The organism is Pseudomonas sp. URIL14HWK12:I6 (assembly GCF_000514195.1).
GTDB classification, from domain to species: domain Bacteria; phylum Pseudomonadota; class Gammaproteobacteria; order Pseudomonadales; family Pseudomonadaceae; genus Aquipseudomonas; species Aquipseudomonas putida_A.
The window spans coordinates 16,380-32,523 of sequence record NZ_AZVL01000033.1; the positions used below are offsets into that span (position 1 = coordinate 16,380).

Here is a 16,144-nt window from a genome sequence, read left to right on the forward strand (position 1 = left end):
CTGTAGTTTGAACCAAGCTGACCGGAAGGTCACCCCGTTTCGCGCAATAAAAGCGAAGATATTCTGAGAAAACCAGCCTAAATAACGCAAAAACCGCCCCAATGAGGGCGGTTCTGCTTCTCGTTTAGACTTCGTTAAGCTGTACGTCGAGCAGCTTTGCGATTGCTTCTCCATACGCCGGATCGGCCTTATAGAAATGCTGCAACTGACGATCAACCACATCAGGTGAAACACCGCTCATGGCGCCGGCGATATTGCTGACCAGCAAGGCTTTCTGCTCGTCGCTCATCAGACGGAACAGCGCACCGGCGTGGCTGTAGTAATCGGTGTCTTCGCGATGATCGTAACGGTCAGCAGCACCACTCAATGCCAGTGCAGGCTCGGCGTAGTGCGGAGCTTGCTTCGGTGATTCAATGTAGCTGTTCGGTTCGTAGTTAGGTGCTGCACCACCATTGCTGCCGAAGGCCATCGAGCCGTCGCGCTGGTACGTATTCACCGGGCTGCGCGGCGCATTCACCGGTAATTGTTGGTGGTTTGTGCCCACGCGATAGCGATGTGCATCGGCGTAGGCGAACACGCGGCCTTGCAGCATGCGATCCGGCGACAGACCGACACCTGGCACCATGTTGCTCGGACCGAATGCGGCTTGCTCGACCTCGGCAAAGTAGTTCAGCGGGTTGCGGTTCAGCTCCAGTTCGCCGACTTCGATCAGCGGAAACTCCTTTTGCGACCAGGTCTTGGTCACGTCGAACGGGTTCTCATAGTGCGCTGCAGCCTGAGCCTCGGTCATGATCTGAATGCATACGCGCCATTTCGGGAAATCGCCACGCTCGATGGCTTCGAACAGATCACGCTGAGCGTAATCCGGATCGGTACCCGCCAGGCGCGCAGCATCGGCTGGTGCCAGGTTCTTGATGCCCTGCTTGGTTTTGTAGTGCCACTTCACCCAGTGACGCTCACCTTTGGCATTGATCAGGCTGTAGGTGTGGCTGCCGAAGCCGTGCATATGGCGATAGCCGTCGGGAATGCCACGATCCGAGAACAGAATGGTCACTTGATGCAGTGCTTCCGGCGAATGCGACCAGAAGTCCCACATCATCTGGGCGCTTTTCAGGTTGCTCTGCGGCAGACGTTTCTGCGTGTGGATAAAGTCGGGAAACTTCAGTGGATCACGAATGAAGAAAACAGGGGTGTTGTTGCCAACGATGTCCCAGTTGCCCTCTTCGGTGTAGAACTTGAGGGCGAACCCACGTGGATCACGTTCAGTGTCAGCCGAGCCACGTTCGCCGCCTACAGTAGAGAAGCGCAAGAACGTTGGCGTTTGCTTGCCCACGGCCTCAAACAGTTTGGCGCTGGTGTATTCGGTGATATCACGGGTCACGGTGAACGTACCGTAAGCACCCGAGCCCTTGGCGTGCACGCGGCGCTCAGGAATGTTTTCACGGTTGAAATGGGCAAGCTTCTCGATCAGATGAAAATCGTCGAGCAGCAGCGGGCCACGGGGGCCGGCGGAGCGAGAATTCTGGTTATCGGCGACAGGTGCGCCACTGGCGGTCGTAAGCGTTTTGATCTGGCTCATACGGTCTTCTTCCTCTGTCAGTCTTGAAACTGCCGGCTAATCGGCTTGCTGGGAAGTATTGATCATCGATGAGACACCTACAAATTCATTAACTTGCAGTCATCGATAGATAATTACTAATTATGTTTCCCTGCACATAGTGGCAACACAACAATGTCAGAAGCTTGTACGAACAGCGCATTTCTTGCGGGCACAAAAAACCGGGCACTAGGCCCGGTTTTTCGTTTCAGACTGACGTCTTACTCGGCGGATACAGCTTCGCCAGCAGTAGCACGATCAACCAACTCGACGTACGCCATAGGCGCGTTGTCGCCAGCGCGGAAGCCGCACTTGAGGATGCGCAGGTAGCCACCCTCACGGGTAGCGTAACGCTTGCCCAGGTCGTTGAAGAGCTTACCAACGATAGCTTTCGAACGAGTACGGTCGAAAGCCAGACGGCGGTTAGCCAGGCTGTCTGTCTTGGCCAGAGTGATCAGCGGCTCGGCAACGCGGCGCAGTTCTTTGGCTTTTGGCAGAGTAGTCTTGATCAGCTCGTGCTCGAACAACGACACCGCCATGTTCTGGAACATGGCCTTGCGGTGCGAGCTGGTGCGGCTCAGGTGACGCCCACTTTTACGATGACGCATGGTTCATTCCTTACCAAACACTACGTTCGGTGATTACGACGATCAGGCAGTCGCCTTGTCGTCCTTCTTAAGACTTGCAGGCGGCCAGTTGTCGAGGCGCATGCCGAGGGACAGACCGCGGGAGGCCAGAACGTCCTTGATTTCAGTCAAGGATTTCTTGCCCAGGTTCGGAGTCTTCAACAGCTCTACTTCGGTACGCTGAATCAGGTCGCCGATGTAGTAGATGTTTTCCGCCTTAAGGCAGTTAGCCGAACGTACAGTCAGTTCCAGATCGTCAACCGGGCGAAGCAGGATCGGATCGATCTCGTCTTCCTGCTCGACAACCACTGGCTCACTGTCACCTTTGAGGTCGACGAACGCAGCCAACTGCTGTTGCAGGATGGTTGCAGCGCGGCGGATAGCCTCTTCAGGATCCAGGGTACCGTTGGTTTCCAGATCAATAACCAGCTTGTCCAGGTTGGTACGCTGCTCGACACGGGCGTTTTCCACCACGTATGCGATACGGCGAACCGGGCTGAACGAAGAGTCGAGCTGCAAGCGACCAATGCTGCGGCTTTCGTCTTCATCGCTCTGACGCGAGTCGGCTGGTTCATAACCACGACCACGAGCTACGGTGAGCTTCATGTTCAGGGCGCCGTTAGACGCCAGGTTAGCGATTACGTGATCGGGGTTAACGATCTCGACATCATGATCCAGCTGAATATCGGCAGCGGTAACCACCCCCGAACCCTTCTTCGACAAGGTCAGCGTAACTTCGTCACGACCGTGCAGCTTGATGGCCAGACCTTTAAGGTTCAACAGGATTTCAATTACGTCTTCCTGTACACCTTCGATGGCGCTGTACTCGTGGAGCACACCGTCAATCTCGGCCTCGACTACTGCGCAGCCGGGCATTGAGGACAACAGGATGCGGCGCAGCGCGTTGCCCAGGGTGTGGCCAAAACCACGCTCGAGAGGCTCGAGAGTGATCTTGGCGCGGGTTGGACTGACAACCTGCACATCAATGTGGCGGGGTGTCAGGAACTCATTTACCGAAATCTGCATGGATGCACCTATTTTCTAGCCCTTACTTGGAGTAGAGCTCGACAATCAGGCTTTCGTTGATGTCGGCGGACAGATCACTGCGAGCAGGAACGTTCTTGAAAACGCCCGACTTCTTCTCAGTGTCTACTTCTACCCATTCTACGCGGCCACGCTGGGCACACAGATCGAGAGCTTGGACAATGCGAAGTTGGTTTTTTGCTTTCTCGCGAACTGCGACCACGTCACCAGCACGAACCTGATACGACGGAACGTTTACGGTCTGACCGTTAACGCTGATCGACTTGTGCGATACCAGCTGACGGGATTCGGCACGAGTCGAACCAAAGCCCATACGGTATACAACGTTGTCCAGACGGCATTCGAGCAGTTGCAGCAGGTTTTCACCGGTTGCACCTTTCTTGCCAGCAGCTTCTTTGTAGTAGCCGCTGAACTGACGCTCGAGAACGCCGTAGATACGACGGACCTTCTGCTTTTCACGCAGTTGGGTGCCGTAGTCGGACTGGCGACCGCGGCGTTGGCCGTGGATACCAGGTGCTGCTTCAATGTTGCACTTCGATTCGATCGCGCGCACGCCGCTCTTCAGGAAGAGATCGGTGCCTTCGCGACGAGCGAGTTTGCATTTTGGACCAATGTAACGAGCCATTCTTTACAATCTCCTGGATTACACGCGGCGCTTCTTCGGCGGACGGCACCCGTTGTGCGGGATTGGCGTCACGTCGGTGATGCTGGCGATCTTGTAGCCACAGCCGTTCAAAGCGCGGACTGCGGATTCACGACCTGGACCTGGACCCTTGACGTTAACGTCGAGGTTTTTCAGGCCGTATTCCAGCGCAGCTTGACCAGCACGCTCAGCAGCTACTTGAGCAGCGAACGGGGTGGACTTGCGGGAACCGCGGAAACCCGAACCACCGGAGGTAGCCCAGGAAAGAGCGTTACCTTGACGGTCGGTAATGGTCACGATGGTGTTGTTAAAAGAAGCATGGATGTGGGCGATGCCATCAACCACTGTCTTTTTAACTTTTTTACGAGGACGAGCAGCAGGTTTTGCCATGATTAAATTCCTGTCGATTCGCTGGGGCGATTACTTGCGGATCGGCTTACGCGGACCTTTACGGGTACGCGCGTTGGTCTTGGTACGCTGACCGCGTACTGGAAGACCGCGACGATGACGCAGACCGCGATAGCAACCGAGGTCCATCAAGCGCTTGATTTTCATGTTGATTTCGCGACGCAGGTCACCTTCAGTGGTGAACTTCGCCACTTCGCCACGCAGCTGTTCAATTTGCTCGTCGCTCAGATCTTTGATCTTTGCTGCTGGGTTTACCCCAGTGTCTGCACAGATTTTCTGCGCAGTAGTGCGACCGACACCATAGATGTAGGTCAGCGAGATAACAGTATGCTTGTTATCTGGAATGTTAACGCCTGCAATACGGGCCATTCAGTGGGACTCCAATTGACAGCTACCTACGCCCCGGAAGCCAAGAAATAGGGCGCGAGATAATATCGCTGTAATAACAAATAATCAACCCGGCAGCGCACTAGCTGCCGGGCTTGAAGCACAATCACACTCAGCCTTGGCGCTGTTTGTGACGCGGTTCCGCGCTGCAAATTACTCGAACAACACCTTCGCGGCGAATAATCTTGCAGTTACGGCACAGCTTTTTCACCGATGCACGAACTTTCATCACCAACTCCTCGAACCTTATGGGTACTCAGCGCAACATGCCGCTGCCGTAACCCTTCAGGTTGGCTTTCTTCATCAGGGATTCGTACTGGTGCGAAACGAGGTGCGATTGTACTTGGGACATGAAGTCCATCACAACCACGACCACGATCAGCAACGAGGTCCCGCCAAGGTAGAACGGAACGTTTGCTGCAACCACCAGGAATTGGGGCAACAGGCACACGGCCGTCATGTAAAGAGCACCGAACATGGTCAAGCGAGTCAGAACGCCATCAATATAGCGTGCAGACTGCTCACCTGGACGGATGCCCGGAATAAAGGCACCGGACTTCTTCAGGTTTTCCGCTACGTCTTTCGGATTGAACATCAACGCCGTATAGAAGAAGCAGAAGAAAATAATCCCTGCACTAAACAGCAGAATATTCAACGGCTGACCAGGAGCGATCGACTGCGAGATGTCCTGCAACCAGCCCATACCTTCAGACTGACCAAACCAGGCACCCAACGAAGCCGGGAACAGCAAAATGCTGCTCGCGAAAATAGCCGGAATAACACCGGCCATGTTCACCTTCAGCGGCAAGTGGCTTGTCTGCGCAGCAAAAACCTTGCGGCCCTGCTGACGCTTGGCGTAGTGAACAGCGATACGACGCTGGCCACGCTCAATGAACACCACGAAACCGATAATCGCTACTGCCAGCAAACCGATGGCAACCAAGGCGAAGATATTGATATCACCCTGACGCGCAGACTCGAAAGACTGCCCTATTGCTCTCGGAAGACCGGCGACGATACCCGAAAAAATCAACATCGAGATACCGTTGCCTACACCACGCTCAGTAATCTGCTCACCCAGCCACATCATGAACATCGCACCAGCCACAAAAGTGGATACCGCGACGAAATGGAAGCCAAAGTCACCAGTGAACGCAACGCCCTGCCCCGCCAGACCAATGGACATGCCAATAGCCTGAACGAGAGCGAGGACGACGGTGCCGTAGCGGGTGTACTGGCTGATCTTGCGACGGCCAGCTTCACCTTCCTTCTTCAACTGCTCCAGCTGCGGGCTGACGGCGGTCATCAGTTGCATGATGATCGATGCCGAAATGTACGGCATGATCCCCAGTGCAAAGATGCTCATCCGTTCCAGCGCGCCGCCGGAGAACATGTTGAACAAGCTAAGAATGGTCCCCTCATTCTGTCGAAACAGGTCTGCGAGTCGGTCCGGGTTGATACCTGGAACCGGGATGTGTGCGCCTATTCGGTAGACGATAATCGCCAGGAACAGAAAACGCAGACGAGCCCAGAGTTCAGACATACCGCCTTTGCCGAGCGCAGAGAGAGCACCTTGCTTAGCCATTTATTCCTCGAACTTGCCGCCAGCTGCTTCGATAGCCGCACGCGCACCTTTGGTGGCGCCGATTCCCTTGCCGATAGTGACAGCGCGAGTCACTTCACCGGACAGCATGATTTTCACACGCTGTACGTTGACGTTGATCACGTTGGCATCTTTCAGGGACTGCACGGTGACGATGTCGCCTTCCACTTTGGCCAGCTCGGACAGACGCACTTCTGCGCGGTCCATGGCTTTCAGGGAAACGAAACCGAACTTCGGCAGGCGACGATGCAGCGGCTGTTGACCGCCTTCAAAGCCTGGAGCAATAGTGCCACCGGAGCGGGAGGTTTGACCTTTGTGGCCACGGCCACCAGTCTTACCCAAACCGCTACCGATACCACGGCCCGGACGATGCTTTTCGCGACGGGAACCCGGCGCTGGACTCAGATCATTGAGTTTCATCGATTAACCCTCGACACGCAGCATGTAGTAAGCCTTGTTGATCATCCCGCGATTCTCGGGAGTATCCTGGACTTCTACAGTGTGACCGATGCGACGCAGACCCAGACCCTTAACGCACAGTTTGTGGTTAGGGATGCGGCCGGTCATGCTTTTGATCAGCGTAACTTTAACGGTAGCCATGATCAGAAGATCTCCTTGACAGTCAGGCCACGCTTGGCAGCGATGGACTCAGGAGATTGCATGGCTTTCAGACCTTTGAAAGTGGCGTGAACCACGTTTACCGGGTTAGTCGAGCCGTAGCACTTGGCCAGAACGTTCTGAACGCCAGCAACTTCGAGGACAGCACGCATAGCGCCGCCAGCGATGATACCGGTACCTTCAGAAGCAGGCTGCATGTACACCTTCGAAGCGCCGTGAGCGGACTTCATTGCGTACTGCAGGGTAGTGCCGTTCAGGTCAACTTGAATCATGTTGCGGCGAGCAGCTTCCATTGCCTTCTGGATCGCAGCAGGCACTTCACGCGACTTGCCACGGCCGAAGCCAACACGCCCTTTACCATCACCAACCACGGTCAACGCGGTGAAAGTGAAGATACGGCCGCCTTTAACGGTTTTGGCTACGCGGTTAACTTGAACCAGCTTCTCAATGTAGCCTTCGTCGCGCTTTTGGTCGTTATTTGACATAACTTAGAACTCCAGCCCAGCTTCACGAGCAGCATCAGCCAGCGCTTTAACGCGGCCATGGTACTTGAAGCCAGAGCGGTCGAAAGCCACTTGCGAGACGCCAGCGGCCTTAGCACGCGTAGCGACCAGCTGGCCAACCTTTGTGGCCGCGTCGATGTTGCCAGTGGCGCCATCACGCAGTTCTTTATCCAAAGTCGAGGCGCTTGCCAGGACTTTGTTGCCGTCGGCCGAGATGACCTGGGCGTAGATGTGCTGCGACGAGCGGAACACGCAGAGACGCACGACTTCGAGTTCGTGCATTTTCAGGCGTGCTTTGCGAGCGCGACGCAGTCGAGTAACTTTTTTGTCGGTCATTTGCTATGCCCTACTTCTTCTTGGCTTCTTTACGACGGACGACTTCGTCCGCGTAGCGCACACCTTTGCCTTTGTACGGCTCTGGTGGACGGAAGTCGCGGATCTCAGCGGCCACTTGACCTACCAGCTGTTTATCGATGCCCTTGATCAGGATATCGGTCTGGCTAGGAGTCTCAGCGGTGATGCCTTGCGGCAGTTCGTAATCCACTGGGTGCGAGAAGCCAAGAGCCAGGTTCAGCACCTGACCTTTTGCTTGCGCTTTGTAACCAACACCGACCAGCTGGAGCTTGCGCTCGAAGCCTTGGCTTACGCCTTGGACCATGTTGTTTACCAACGCACGCGTGGTACCGGCCATTGCGCGAGTCTGTTGATCGCCATTGCGAGCAGCGAAACGCAGCTCACCAGCTTCTTCAACGATCTCAACGGACGAATGGATGTTCAGTTCAAGAGTACCCTTGGCACCCTTCACCGAAAGCTGTTGGCCTGCGAATTTTACTTCGACACCGGCTGGCAGCTTAACGGGGTTCTTAGCGACGCGAGACATGCTTATCCCCCCTTAGAACACAGTGCAAAGAACTTCGCCGCCGACACCGGCAGCGCGCGCAGCACGATCCGTCATCACACCTTTGTTGGTGGAGACGATAGACACGCCAAGACCGCCACGAACTTTCGGCAGATCTTCAACGGACTTGTACTGACGCAGGCCTGGACGACTAACGCGCTTCACTTCCTCGATGACCGGACGGCCTTCGAAGTATTTCAGCGAGATGGACAACGACGGCTTAGCGTCGGTGGTGATCTGAAAATCCGCGATGTAACCTTCGTCCTTCAGGACTTTTGCTACAGCCACCTTCAACGTGGAAGACGGCATGCTTACGACAGACTTTTCAGCCATCTGGGCATTACGGATTCGAGTTAGCATGTCCGCTAACGGGTCCTGCATACTCATGGGCTAGACGCTCCTAATACAGAAAAATTAGCCTTGCGGCTACTACATGTCGCCGAGAAACTCCGGGCATGAAAAACACGGGCTCAGGCGAGCCGGTCATTCTAGACACACCCCAGAAATGAATCAAGCCCCAAAAGGGGCTTGATTCAGATTCAAGGCCACCGATGGTCAGGTTCTTGCGAACCCGACCATCAAGGCTTTGACAGCGATTACCAGCTGGCTTTAACCAGACCTGGAACGTCACCACGCATTGCCGCTTCACGCAGTTTGTTACGGCCCAGGCCGAACTTGCGGTAAACGCCGTGCGGACGACCAGTCAGGCGGCAACGGTTACGCATGCGCGAAGCGCTTGCGTCACGTGGTTGCTTCTGCAGAGCTACGGTAGCTTCCCAACGCGCTTCTGGACTTGCGTTCAGATCAACGATGATAGCTTTCAGCGCTGCACGCTTGGTGGCGTACTTGGCAACAGTGAGCTGACGCTTCAGCTCACGGTTTTTCATGCTCTTCTTGGCCATTTTCCTACTCCAATCAGTTGCGGAACGGGAATTTGAAAGCACGCAGCAGAGCGCGGCCTTCATCATCGTTCTTGGCAGTGGTGGTCAGGGTAATGTCCAGACCGCGGAGAGCATCGATCTTGTCGTAGTCGATTTCCGGGAAAATGATCTGCTCTTTCACGCCCATGCTGTAGTTGCCACGACCATCGAAGGACTTGGCATTCAGGCCGCGGAAGTCGCGAACCCGAGGCAGGGAGATCGACAGCAGACGATCCAGGAACTCGTACATACGCTCACGGCGCAGAGTCACTTTGACGCCGATCGGCCATCCTTCACGGACTTTAAAGCCAGCGATGGATTTACGAGCGTAGGTCACAACGACTTTTTGGCCGGTGATCTTTTCCAGGTCAGCAACAGCGTGCTCGATGACTTTTTTGTCGCCGATCGCTTCGCCCAGACCCATGTTCAGGGTGATTTTGGTAACGCGCGGAACTTCCATCACGTTCGAAAGCTTAAGTTCTTCCTTAAGTTTCGGAGCGATTTCCTTCCGGTAAATCTCTTTTAGTCGTGCCATGGTCTTCTACCTAGCAGTGTTCAAGCATCAACCGCTTTTTGGGTCGACTTGAAGACACGAATTTTCTTACCGTCTTCTACTTTGAAACCAACGCGGTCAGCCTTGTTGGTTTCGCCGTTGAAGATGGCGACGTTGGAAGCGTGCAGTGGCGCTTCTTTCTCGACGATACCGCCCTGTACGCCCGACATCGGGTTAGGCTTGGTATGACGCTTGACCAGGTTCAGACCACCAACAACCAGACGGTTGTCAGCAAGAACCTTCAGCACCTTACCGCGCTTACCTTTGTCTTTGCCGGCGATCACGATGATCTCGTCGTCACGACGAATCTTTTGCATGTCGGATCTCCTTACAGCACTTCTGGGGCGAGCGAGACGATCTTCATGAACTTCTCAGTACGAAGTTCACGGGTCACTGGCCCAAAGATACGGGTGCCGATCGGCTCTTGCTTGTTGTTCAGAAGAACAGCAGCGTTGCCATCAAAGCGGATAATGGAGCCATCAGCACGACGTACGCCGTGACGAGTGCGGACTACAACAGCAGTCATCACTTGGCCTTTTTTCACTTTACCGCGAGGAATTGCTTCCTTGACGGTAACTTTGATGATGTCACCGATACCAGCGTAACGACGATGGGAGCCACCCAGCACCTTGATGCACATAACGCGGCGAGCGCCGCTGTTATCGGCCACATCGAGCATGGATTGAGTCTGAATCATATAATTTCTCCGACCCCTAGCCCTTAGACTTCCACAGCGCGTTCGAGAACATCAACCAGCGCCCAAGACTTGGTCTTGGCCATCGGACGAGTTTCACGAATAGTGACTTTGTCGCCGATGTGGCACTGATTGGTTTCGTCGTGCGCGTGCAGCTTAGTCGAACGCTTAACGTATTTACCGTAGATCGGGTGCTTAACGCGACGCTCGATCAGAACGGTGATGGTTTTGTCCATCTTGTCGCTGACAACACGGCCAGTCAGCGTACGGACAGTTTTTTCGGCTTCAGCCATGATCACTTACCTGCCTGCTGGTTGAGCACAGTCTTCACGCGAGCGATGTCACGCTTAACTTGCGAGAGCAGATGAGACTGCCCCAACTGGCCAGTTGCTTTCTGCATACGCAGATTGAACTGGTCGCGCAGCAAGCCGAGCAGTTGCTCGTTCAGCTGCTGTGCGGATTTTTCACGAAGTTCATTCGCTTTCATCACATCACCGTCCGTTTAACAAAGGAGGTGGCGAGCGGCAGCTTTGCAGCAGCCAGGGCGAAAGCCTCACGCGCCAGCTCTTCAGAAACACCCTCGATTTCATACAGGACTTTGCCTGGCTGAATCTGGGCAACCCAGTACTCCACGTTACCCTTACCTTTACCCATACGAACCTCGAGAGGTTTCTTGGAGATCGGCTTGTCCGGGAATACACGGATCCAGATCTTGCCACCACGTTTTACGTGACGGGTCAGAGCACGACGCGCTGACTCGATCTGACGAGCGGTGAGACGACCACGAGCAACAGACTTCAGCGCGAACTCGCCGAAGCTGACTTTGCTACCGCGCAGTGCCAAACCACGGTTGTGGCCGGTCATCTGCTTGCGGAACTTCGTACGCTTTGGTTGCAACATTTGGCGTACCCCTTACTTAGCAGCTTTTTTACGAGGCGCTGGTGCTTGTGGTTTCAGCTCTTCTTGGCGACCACCAATTACTTCGCCTTTGAAGATCCAAACCTTTACACCGATCACACCGTAGGTGGTGTGAGCTTCGTAGTTGGCATAGTCGATGTCGGCACGCAGGGTGTGCAGTGGCACACGACCTTCGCGATACCATTCAGTACGTGCGATTTCAGCACCGCCGAGACGACCGCTCACTTGGATTTTGATGCCTTTGGCACCAATGCGCATGGCGTTCTGTACTGCGCGCTTCATAGCGCGACGGAACATTACACGACGCTCCAGCTGCTGAGCTACGCTCTGCGCAACCAGCATACCGTCGAGCTCCGGCTTGCGGATCTCTTCGATATTGATGTGCACAGGCACACCCATTTGCTTGGTCAGGTCCTGACGCAGTTTCTCAACATCTTCACCTTTCTTCCCGATAACGATACCTGGACGAGCGGTGTGGATGGTGATGCGTGCAGTTTGGGCCGGACGATGGATATCGATACGGCTTACGGACGCGCTTTTTAGTTTGTCTTGGAGATACTCACGCACTTTCAGATCTGCGAACAAGTAGTCCGCATAAGTCCGACCGTCTGCGTACCAGACGGAGGTGTGCTCCTTGACGATTCCCAGGCGAATGCCAATGGGATGTACTTTCTGACCCATCTCTTCGACTCCGTTACTTGTCAGCAACCTTGACAGTGATATGGCAAGACCGCTTGACGATGCGATCAGCACGGCCTTTGGCACGTGGCATGATGCGCTTCAGCGAACGCCCTTCGTTGACGAAAACAGTGCTGACCTTCAGGTCATCAACGTCTGCGCCTTCGTTATGCTCGGCGTTGGCTACGGCCGACTCCAGCACTTTCTTCATGATCTCGGCGGCTTTCTTACTGCTGAAAGCCAACAGGTTGAGCGCTTCGCCCACCTTCTTCCCGCGGATCTGGTCGGCGACCAAGCGGGCTTTCTGGGCGGAGATTCGAGCGCCCGACAACTTAGCGGCTACTTCCATTTCCTTACCCCTTAACGCTTGGCTTTCTTGTCAGCCACGTGCCCACGATAAGTGCGGGTACCGGCGAACTCGCCCAGTTTATGGCCAACCATGTCTTCGTTCACGAGAACTGGGACGTGCTGACGGCCGTTGTGTACTGCGATGGTCAGACCGACCATTTGTGGCAGGATCATCGAACGACGCGACCAAGTCTTAATTGGTTTGCGATCGTTCTTTTCCGCCGCCACTTCGATCTTCTTCAGTAGGTGAAGATCAATAAAAGGACCTTTTTTCAGAGAACGTGGCACTGTCGTATCCCTCTATTTACTTGCGACGACGGACGATCATTTTGTCGGTACGCTTATTACCACGAGTCTTCGCGCCCTTAGTCGGGAAGCCCCATGGCGATACCGGATGACGACCACCAGAGGTACGACCTTCACCACCACCATGTGGGTGGTCAACCGGGTTCATGGCAACACCACGAACGGTTGGGCGAACGCCACGCCAGCGTTTGGCACCAGCTTTACCCAGCGAACGCAGGCTATGCTCGGAGTTCGAGACTTCGCCCAGGGTCGCACGGCATTCAGCCAGGACTTTACGCATTTCACCGGAACGCAGACGCAGGGTAACGTACACGCCTTCACGAGCGATCAGCTGAGCCGAAGCACCAGCGGAACGAGCGATCTGTGCGCCTTTACCTGGCTTCAGTTCGATGCCGTGTACGGTAGAACCGACTGGAATGTTGCGCAGTTGCAGAGCGTTGCCTGGCTTGATTGGAGCCAGAGCGCCTGCGATCAGCTGGTCGCCAGCACTCACGCCTTTAGGGGCGATGATGTAGCGACGCTCGCCGTCTGCGTAGCAGAGCAGTGCGATGTGAGCAGTACGGTTTGGATCGTATTCGATACGCTCGACAGTGGCGACGATGCCATCTTTGTCGTTGCGACGGAAATCGACCATACGGTAATGCTGCTTATGACCACCACCGATGTGACGAGTGGTAATACGGCCATTGTTGTTACGACCACCAGTCTTCGATTTTTTCTCGAGCAGCGGTGCGTGAGGAGCGCCTTTATGCAGCTCCTGGTTGACCACCTTGACCACAAAACGGCGGCCAGGGGAAGTCGGTTTGCATTTAACGATTGCCATGATGCACCCCTTCCTTACTCAGCACTGCTGCTGAAATCGAGATCTTGGCCTGGCTGAAGGGAGATAACTGCCTTCTTCCAGTCATTACGCTTGCCCAGACCGCGAGCAGTGCGCTTGCTCTTACCCAGAACGTTCAGGGTAGTGACGCGCTCTACTTTCACGCTGAACAGGCTTTCGACGGCCTTCTTGATTTCCAGCTTGGTTGCATCAGTAGCAACCTTGAAAACGAACTGGCCTTTCTTGTCTGCCAGAACCGTAGCCTTCTCGGAAACGTGCGGGCCAAGCAGAACTTTAAATACGCGTTCCTGGTTCATCCCAGCAGCTCCTCGAATTTCTTCACGGCCGACACGGTGATCAACACCTTGTCGTATGCGATCAGACTAACTGGATCGGAACCTTGCACGTCACGTACATCTACGTGTGGCAGGTTACGAGCAGCCAGGTACAGGTTCTGATCAACAGCGTCCGACACGATGAGAACATCGGTCAGGCTCATGTTGTTCAGCTTGCCCAGCAGATCTTTGGTTTTCGGAGTTTCAACAGCGAAATCCTGAACCACGACCAGACGATCAGTACGCACCAGCTCAGCAAGGATGGAACGCATTGCTGCGCGATACATCTTCTTGTTCAGCTTCTGGGAGTGATCCTGTGGACGAGCTGCGAAAGTGGTACCGCCGCCACGCCAGATTGGGCTACGGATAGTACCGGCACGAGCACGGCCAGTACCTTTCTGACGCCATGGGCGCTTGCCGCCACCACGAACGTCGGAACGGGTCTTTTGCTGCTTGCTACCTTGACGGCCGCCGGCCATGTAGGCCACGACTGCTTGGTGAACCAGCGTCTCGTTGAACTCGCCGCCAAATGTCAGTTCGGAAACTTCGATCGCTTGAGCGTCATTTACATTTAATTGCATGTCAGCTTCCCCTTAACCGCGAGCCTTGGCTGCTGGACGTACAACCAGGTTGCCGCCAGTAGCGCCAGGAACAGCGCCCTTGACCAACAACAGATTGCGTTCAGCGTCCACGCGCACTACTTCCAGGGACTGCACGGTCACGCGCTCAGCGCCCATATGACCGGACATTTTTTTGCCCTTGAATACACGACCAGGAGTCTGGCACTGGCCGATAGAGCCTGGGACGCGGTGGGATACGGAGTTACCGTGGGTGTTATCTTGCCCGCGGAAATTCCAACGCTTGATCGTACCCTGGAAGCCTTTACCCTTGGACTGACCGGTTACATCAACCAGTTGACCAGCGGCGAAGATTTCAGCGTTGATCAGATCGCCAGCCTGGTACTCGCCTTCTTCAAGACGGAATTCCATGGTGGTGCGACCAGCGGCAACGTTCGCTTTAGCGAAGTGACCAGCTTGAGCTGCTGTTACACGCGAAGCACGACGCTCGCCGACAGTGACTTGCACTGCACGATAGCCATCGGTCTCTTCAGTTTTGAACTGGGTGACGCGATTCGGCTCGATCTCAATGACCGTGACCGGAATGGAGACACCTTCTTCGGTGAAAATACGGGTCATACCGCATTTACGACCGACTACACCAATAGTCATGTTGTAAACCTCATGAGTGTACGGGGCTTTCACCCGCTATGGCCGCCCATTTCAGAGCGTTACACGACCAAGACCGAGTCTTAGCCGAGGCTGATCTGCACTTCCACACCGGCCGCAAGATCAAGCTTCATAAGAGCATCAACGGTTTTATCCGTTGGCTGGACGATGTCCAGAACGCGCTTATGAGTGCGGATTTCGTACTGGTCACGCGCGTCTTTGTTGACGTGCGGGGAAACCAGAACGGTGAACCGCTCTTTACGGGTAGGCAGTGGAATTGGACCACGCACTTGAGCACCAGTACGTTTCGCGGTTTCCACGATTTCCTGGGTTGATTGGTCGATCAGGCGATGGTCGAAAGCCTTCAACCTGATACGGATTTGCTGATTTTGCATTGGATTTCAGACTCCGGCTGCTATTCCCACCGGGCGCAATACGCCCGTTAAAAGGAGGCGCAATTCTATAGACGCCCCAGATAGGTGTCAACCCAATAAAAAAGCCCCCGCTGAGCGGGGGCTTTTTCAATTCATCAAGCAGACTCTATAAAAGAGAATTACTCGATGATTTTGGCTACGACGCCAGCGCCGACGGTACGACCGCCTTCACGAATAGCGAAACGCAGACCATCTTCCATTGCGATGGTTTTGATCAGGGTAACAGTCATCTGAATGTTGTCACCTGGCATTACCATTTCAACGCCTTCTGGCAGCTCGCAGTTACCAGTCACGTCAGTAGTACGGAAGTAGAACTGTGGACGGTAGCCTTTGAAGAACGGAGTATGACGACCGCCTTCTTCCTTGCTCAGAACGTAAACTTCTGCGGTGAACTTGGTGTGCGGCTTAACCGAACCCGGCTTAACCAGAACCTGACCACGCTCAACGTCGTCACGCTTGGTACCACGCAGCAGAACGCCGCAGTTCTCGCCAGCACGACCTTCGTCGAGCAGCTTGCGGAACATCTCAACACCGGTGCAGGTGGTGGTGGTGGTGTCACGCAGACCAACGATTTCCAGTGCATCT

At 54.8% G+C, this 16,144-nt stretch carries 30 protein-coding genes; all 30 read right to left on the minus strand.

Annotation, left to right across the window (positions count from 1 at the left end; all coding sequences use genetic code 11):
* Positions 1-124: 124 nt before the first annotated feature.
* A complete protein-coding gene (locus H043_RS0125645; protein WP_027614253.1) occupies positions 125-1,579 on the minus strand; it encodes a catalase in 1,455 nt (484 codons plus the stop codon).
* A gap of 239 nt (positions 1,580-1,818) precedes the next feature.
* Entirely contained in the window at positions 1,819-2,205 is a 387-nt protein-coding gene (gene rplQ, locus H043_RS0125650) for a 50S ribosomal protein L17 (RefSeq protein WP_003176402.1), read from the minus strand.
* Positions 2,206-2,247: 42 nt separating this feature from the next.
* Complete coding sequence (rpoA, locus tag H043_RS0125655; protein ID WP_003186012.1) at positions 2,248-3,249, minus strand: DNA-directed RNA polymerase subunit alpha; 1,002 nt, start codon at positions 3,247-3,249, stop codon at positions 2,248-2,250.
* Between the two features lie 22 nt (positions 3,250-3,271).
* Positions 3,272-3,892: a 30S ribosomal protein S4 gene (rpsD, locus tag H043_RS0125660; RefSeq protein WP_003176404.1), complete on the minus strand. Its 621-nt coding sequence runs from the start codon at positions 3,890-3,892 to the stop codon at positions 3,272-3,274.
* A gap of 18 nt (positions 3,893-3,910) precedes the next feature.
* A complete protein-coding gene (gene rpsK, locus H043_RS0125665; protein WP_002555466.1) occupies positions 3,911-4,300 on the minus strand; it encodes a 30S ribosomal protein S11 in 390 nt (129 codons plus the stop codon).
* A gap of 30 nt (positions 4,301-4,330) precedes the next feature.
* Positions 4,331-4,687 carry a 30S ribosomal protein S13 gene (rpsM, locus tag H043_RS0125670; protein WP_008374135.1) on the minus strand — a complete coding sequence of 119 codons (357 nt, stop codon included), beginning with the start codon at positions 4,685-4,687 and terminating at the stop codon, positions 4,331-4,333.
* A gap of 130 nt (positions 4,688-4,817) precedes the next feature.
* Entirely contained in the window at positions 4,818-4,934 is a 117-nt protein-coding gene (gene rpmJ / locus H043_RS30025; protein WP_002555468.1) for a 50S ribosomal protein L36, read from the minus strand.
* 27 nt (positions 4,935-4,961) lie between these two features.
* Positions 4,962-6,290, minus strand: coding sequence for a preprotein translocase subunit SecY (secY, locus tag H043_RS0125675; protein ID WP_003228718.1), 1,329 nt, complete (start codon positions 6,288-6,290; stop codon positions 4,962-4,964).
* The gene (gene rplO, locus H043_RS0125680; protein ID WP_003228720.1) at positions 6,291-6,728 is read right to left on the minus strand and encodes a 50S ribosomal protein L15; all 438 of its coding nucleotides are present in this window, start codon (positions 6,726-6,728) and stop codon (positions 6,291-6,293) included.
* A gap of 3 nt (positions 6,729-6,731) precedes the next feature.
* The gene (gene rpmD / locus H043_RS0125685; protein ID WP_003176408.1) at positions 6,732-6,908 is read right to left on the minus strand and encodes a 50S ribosomal protein L30; all 177 of its coding nucleotides are present in this window, start codon (positions 6,906-6,908) and stop codon (positions 6,732-6,734) included.
* Between the two features lie 2 nt (positions 6,909-6,910).
* Complete coding sequence (gene rpsE, locus H043_RS0125690) at positions 6,911-7,411, minus strand: 30S ribosomal protein S5 (RefSeq protein ID WP_003176409.1); 501 nt, start codon at positions 7,409-7,411, stop codon at positions 6,911-6,913.
* 3 nt (positions 7,412-7,414) lie between these two features.
* Positions 7,415-7,765, minus strand: a complete 351-nt coding sequence (gene rplR / locus H043_RS0125695; RefSeq protein WP_003186037.1) for a 50S ribosomal protein L18 — start codon at positions 7,763-7,765, stop codon at positions 7,415-7,417.
* Positions 7,766-7,775: 10 nt separating this feature from the next.
* Positions 7,776-8,309, minus strand: coding sequence for a 50S ribosomal protein L6 (gene rplF, locus H043_RS0125700; RefSeq protein ID WP_007966176.1), 534 nt, complete (start codon positions 8,307-8,309; stop codon positions 7,776-7,778).
* Positions 8,310-8,321: 12 nt separating this feature from the next.
* Entirely contained in the window at positions 8,322-8,714 is a 393-nt protein-coding gene (gene rpsH, locus H043_RS0125705; protein WP_007966178.1) for a 30S ribosomal protein S8, read from the minus strand.
* A 209-nt stretch (positions 8,715-8,923) separates the two neighbouring features.
* The gene (gene rpsN / locus H043_RS0125710; RefSeq protein WP_003228726.1) at positions 8,924-9,229 is read right to left on the minus strand and encodes a 30S ribosomal protein S14; all 306 of its coding nucleotides are present in this window, start codon (positions 9,227-9,229) and stop codon (positions 8,924-8,926) included.
* A gap of 13 nt (positions 9,230-9,242) precedes the next feature.
* Positions 9,243-9,782 carry a 50S ribosomal protein L5 gene (rplE, locus tag H043_RS0125715; RefSeq protein ID WP_003210069.1) on the minus strand — a complete coding sequence of 180 codons (540 nt, stop codon included), beginning with the start codon at positions 9,780-9,782 and terminating at the stop codon, positions 9,243-9,245.
* Between the two features lie 20 nt (positions 9,783-9,802).
* Positions 9,803-10,117: a 50S ribosomal protein L24 gene (gene rplX / locus H043_RS0125720; RefSeq protein ID WP_003186046.1), complete on the minus strand. Its 315-nt coding sequence runs from the start codon at positions 10,115-10,117 to the stop codon at positions 9,803-9,805.
* Positions 10,118-10,128: 11 nt separating this feature from the next.
* Entirely contained in the window at positions 10,129-10,497 is a 369-nt protein-coding gene (gene rplN / locus H043_RS0125725) for a 50S ribosomal protein L14 (RefSeq protein ID WP_002555479.1), read from the minus strand.
* 23 nt (positions 10,498-10,520) lie between these two features.
* The gene (gene rpsQ / locus H043_RS0125730) at positions 10,521-10,787 is read right to left on the minus strand and encodes a 30S ribosomal protein S17 (protein WP_003194644.1); all 267 of its coding nucleotides are present in this window, start codon (positions 10,785-10,787) and stop codon (positions 10,521-10,523) included.
* Between the two features lie 2 nt (positions 10,788-10,789).
* Positions 10,790-10,981, minus strand: coding sequence for a 50S ribosomal protein L29 (rpmC, locus tag H043_RS0125735; protein ID WP_002555481.1), 192 nt, complete (start codon positions 10,979-10,981; stop codon positions 10,790-10,792).
* A complete protein-coding gene (gene rplP / locus H043_RS0125740; RefSeq protein ID WP_003228729.1) occupies positions 10,981-11,394 on the minus strand; it encodes a 50S ribosomal protein L16 in 414 nt (137 codons plus the stop codon). The genes rpmC and rplP overlap by 1 nt, the downstream gene beginning before the upstream one ends.
* A gap of 12 nt (positions 11,395-11,406) precedes the next feature.
* Complete coding sequence (gene rpsC, locus H043_RS0125745; RefSeq protein WP_003176422.1) at positions 11,407-12,093, minus strand: 30S ribosomal protein S3; 687 nt, start codon at positions 12,091-12,093, stop codon at positions 11,407-11,409.
* A gap of 13 nt (positions 12,094-12,106) precedes the next feature.
* Positions 12,107-12,439 carry a 50S ribosomal protein L22 gene (rplV, locus tag H043_RS0125750; RefSeq protein WP_003103908.1) on the minus strand — a complete coding sequence of 111 codons (333 nt, stop codon included), beginning with the start codon at positions 12,437-12,439 and terminating at the stop codon, positions 12,107-12,109.
* Positions 12,440-12,450: 11 nt separating this feature from the next.
* The gene (gene rpsS, locus H043_RS0125755) at positions 12,451-12,726 is read right to left on the minus strand and encodes a 30S ribosomal protein S19 (RefSeq protein ID WP_003228731.1); all 276 of its coding nucleotides are present in this window, start codon (positions 12,724-12,726) and stop codon (positions 12,451-12,453) included.
* Positions 12,727-12,742: 16 nt separating this feature from the next.
* Positions 12,743-13,567, minus strand: a complete 825-nt coding sequence (gene rplB, locus H043_RS0125760) for a 50S ribosomal protein L2 (RefSeq protein WP_003228734.1) — start codon at positions 13,565-13,567, stop codon at positions 12,743-12,745.
* A gap of 14 nt (positions 13,568-13,581) precedes the next feature.
* Positions 13,582-13,881: a 50S ribosomal protein L23 gene (gene rplW / locus H043_RS0125765; protein WP_002555488.1), complete on the minus strand. Its 300-nt coding sequence runs from the start codon at positions 13,879-13,881 to the stop codon at positions 13,582-13,584.
* Positions 13,878-14,480: a 50S ribosomal protein L4 gene (gene rplD, locus H043_RS0125770; RefSeq protein WP_003228735.1), complete on the minus strand. Its 603-nt coding sequence runs from the start codon at positions 14,478-14,480 to the stop codon at positions 13,878-13,880. Before rplD ends, rplW begins: the two co-directional genes overlap by 4 nt.
* Positions 14,481-14,492: 12 nt before the next feature.
* Complete coding sequence (rplC, locus tag H043_RS0125775) at positions 14,493-15,128, minus strand: 50S ribosomal protein L3 (protein ID WP_003228738.1); 636 nt, start codon at positions 15,126-15,128, stop codon at positions 14,493-14,495.
* Between the two features lie 80 nt (positions 15,129-15,208).
* Positions 15,209-15,520 (minus strand): 30S ribosomal protein S10, encoded by a 312-nt coding sequence (gene rpsJ / locus H043_RS0125780; RefSeq protein WP_003186070.1) that lies wholly within the window; start codon positions 15,518-15,520, stop codon positions 15,209-15,211.
* Between the two features lie 158 nt (positions 15,521-15,678).
* Positions 15,679-16,144 (minus strand): EF-Tu/IF-2/RF-3 family GTPase (locus H043_RS0125785; protein ID WP_027614254.1); only part of this gene is annotated, 466 nt, incomplete at its 5' end.

Coding starts and splice junctions, on each gene's coding strand:
- H043_RS0125645 (WP_027614253.1), bottom strand. CDS start 1,579: ATGAGCCAGATCAAAACGCTTACGACCGCCAGTGGCGCACCTGTCGCC.
- rplQ (WP_003176402.1), bottom strand. CDS start 2,205: ATGCGTCATCGTAAAAGTGGGCGTCACCTGAGCCGCACCAGCTCGCAC.
- rpoA (WP_003186012.1), bottom strand. CDS start 3,249: ATGCAGATTTCGGTAAATGAGTTCCTGACACCCCGCCACATTGATGTG.
- rpsD (WP_003176404.1), bottom strand. CDS start 3,892: ATGGCTCGTTACATTGGTCCAAAATGCAAACTCGCTCGTCGCGAAGGC.
- rpsK (WP_002555466.1), bottom strand. CDS start 4,300: ATGGCAAAACCTGCTGCTCGTCCTCGTAAAAAAGTTAAAAAGACAGTG.
- rpsM (WP_008374135.1), bottom strand. CDS start 4,687: ATGGCCCGTATTGCAGGCGTTAACATTCCAGATAACAAGCATACTGTT.
- rpmJ (WP_002555468.1), bottom strand. CDS start 4,934: ATGAAAGTTCGTGCATCGGTGAAAAAGCTGTGCCGTAACTGCAAGATT.
- secY (WP_003228718.1), bottom strand. CDS start 6,290: ATGGCTAAGCAAGGTGCTCTCTCTGCGCTCGGCAAAGGCGGTATGTCT.
- rplO (WP_003228720.1), bottom strand. CDS start 6,728: ATGAAACTCAATGATCTGAGTCCAGCGCCGGGTTCCCGTCGCGAAAAG.
- rpmD (WP_003176408.1), bottom strand. CDS start 6,908: ATGGCTACCGTTAAAGTTACGCTGATCAAAAGCATGACCGGCCGCATC.
- rpsE (WP_003176409.1), bottom strand. CDS start 7,411: ATGTCAAATAACGACCAAAAGCGCGACGAAGGCTACATTGAGAAGCTG.
- rplR (WP_003186037.1), bottom strand. CDS start 7,765: ATGACCGACAAAAAAGTTACTCGACTGCGTCGCGCTCGCAAAGCACGC.
- rplF (WP_007966176.1), bottom strand. CDS start 8,309: ATGTCTCGCGTCGCTAAGAACCCCGTTAAGCTGCCAGCCGGTGTCGAA.
- rpsH (WP_007966178.1), bottom strand. CDS start 8,714: ATGAGTATGCAGGACCCGTTAGCGGACATGCTAACTCGAATCCGTAAT.
- rpsN (WP_003228726.1), bottom strand. CDS start 9,229: ATGGCCAAGAAGAGCATGAAAAACCGTGAGCTGAAGCGTCAGCTCACT.
- rplE (WP_003210069.1), bottom strand. CDS start 9,782: ATGGCACGACTAAAAGAGATTTACCGGAAGGAAATCGCTCCGAAACTT.
- rplX (WP_003186046.1), bottom strand. CDS start 10,117: ATGCAAAAGATTCGTCGTGACGACGAGATCATCGTGATCGCCGGCAAA.
- rplN (WP_002555479.1), bottom strand. CDS start 10,497: ATGATTCAGACTCAATCCATGCTCGATGTGGCCGATAACAGCGGCGCT.
- rpsQ (WP_003194644.1), bottom strand. CDS start 10,787: ATGGCTGAAGCCGAAAAAACTGTCCGTACGCTGACTGGCCGTGTTGTC.
- rpmC (WP_002555481.1), bottom strand. CDS start 10,981: ATGAAAGCGAATGAACTTCGTGAAAAATCCGCACAGCAGCTGAACGAG.
- rplP (WP_003228729.1), bottom strand. CDS start 11,394: ATGTTGCAACCAAAGCGTACGAAGTTCCGCAAGCAGATGACCGGCCAC.
- rpsC (WP_003176422.1), bottom strand. CDS start 12,093: ATGGGTCAGAAAGTACATCCCATTGGCATTCGCCTGGGAATCGTCAAG.
- rplV (WP_003103908.1), bottom strand. CDS start 12,439: ATGGAAGTAGCCGCTAAGTTGTCGGGCGCTCGAATCTCCGCCCAGAAA.
- rplB (WP_003228734.1), bottom strand. CDS start 13,567: ATGGCAATCGTTAAATGCAAACCGACTTCCCCTGGCCGCCGTTTTGTG.
- rplW (WP_002555488.1), bottom strand. CDS start 13,881: ATGAACCAGGAACGCGTATTTAAAGTTCTGCTTGGCCCGCACGTTTCC.
- rplD (WP_003228735.1), bottom strand. CDS start 14,480: ATGCAATTAAATGTAAATGACGCTCAAGCGATCGAAGTTTCCGAACTG.
- rplC (WP_003228738.1), bottom strand. CDS start 15,128: ATGACTATTGGTGTAGTCGGTCGTAAATGCGGTATGACCCGTATTTTC.
- rpsJ (WP_003186070.1), bottom strand. CDS start 15,520: ATGCAAAATCAGCAAATCCGTATCAGGTTGAAGGCTTTCGACCATCGC.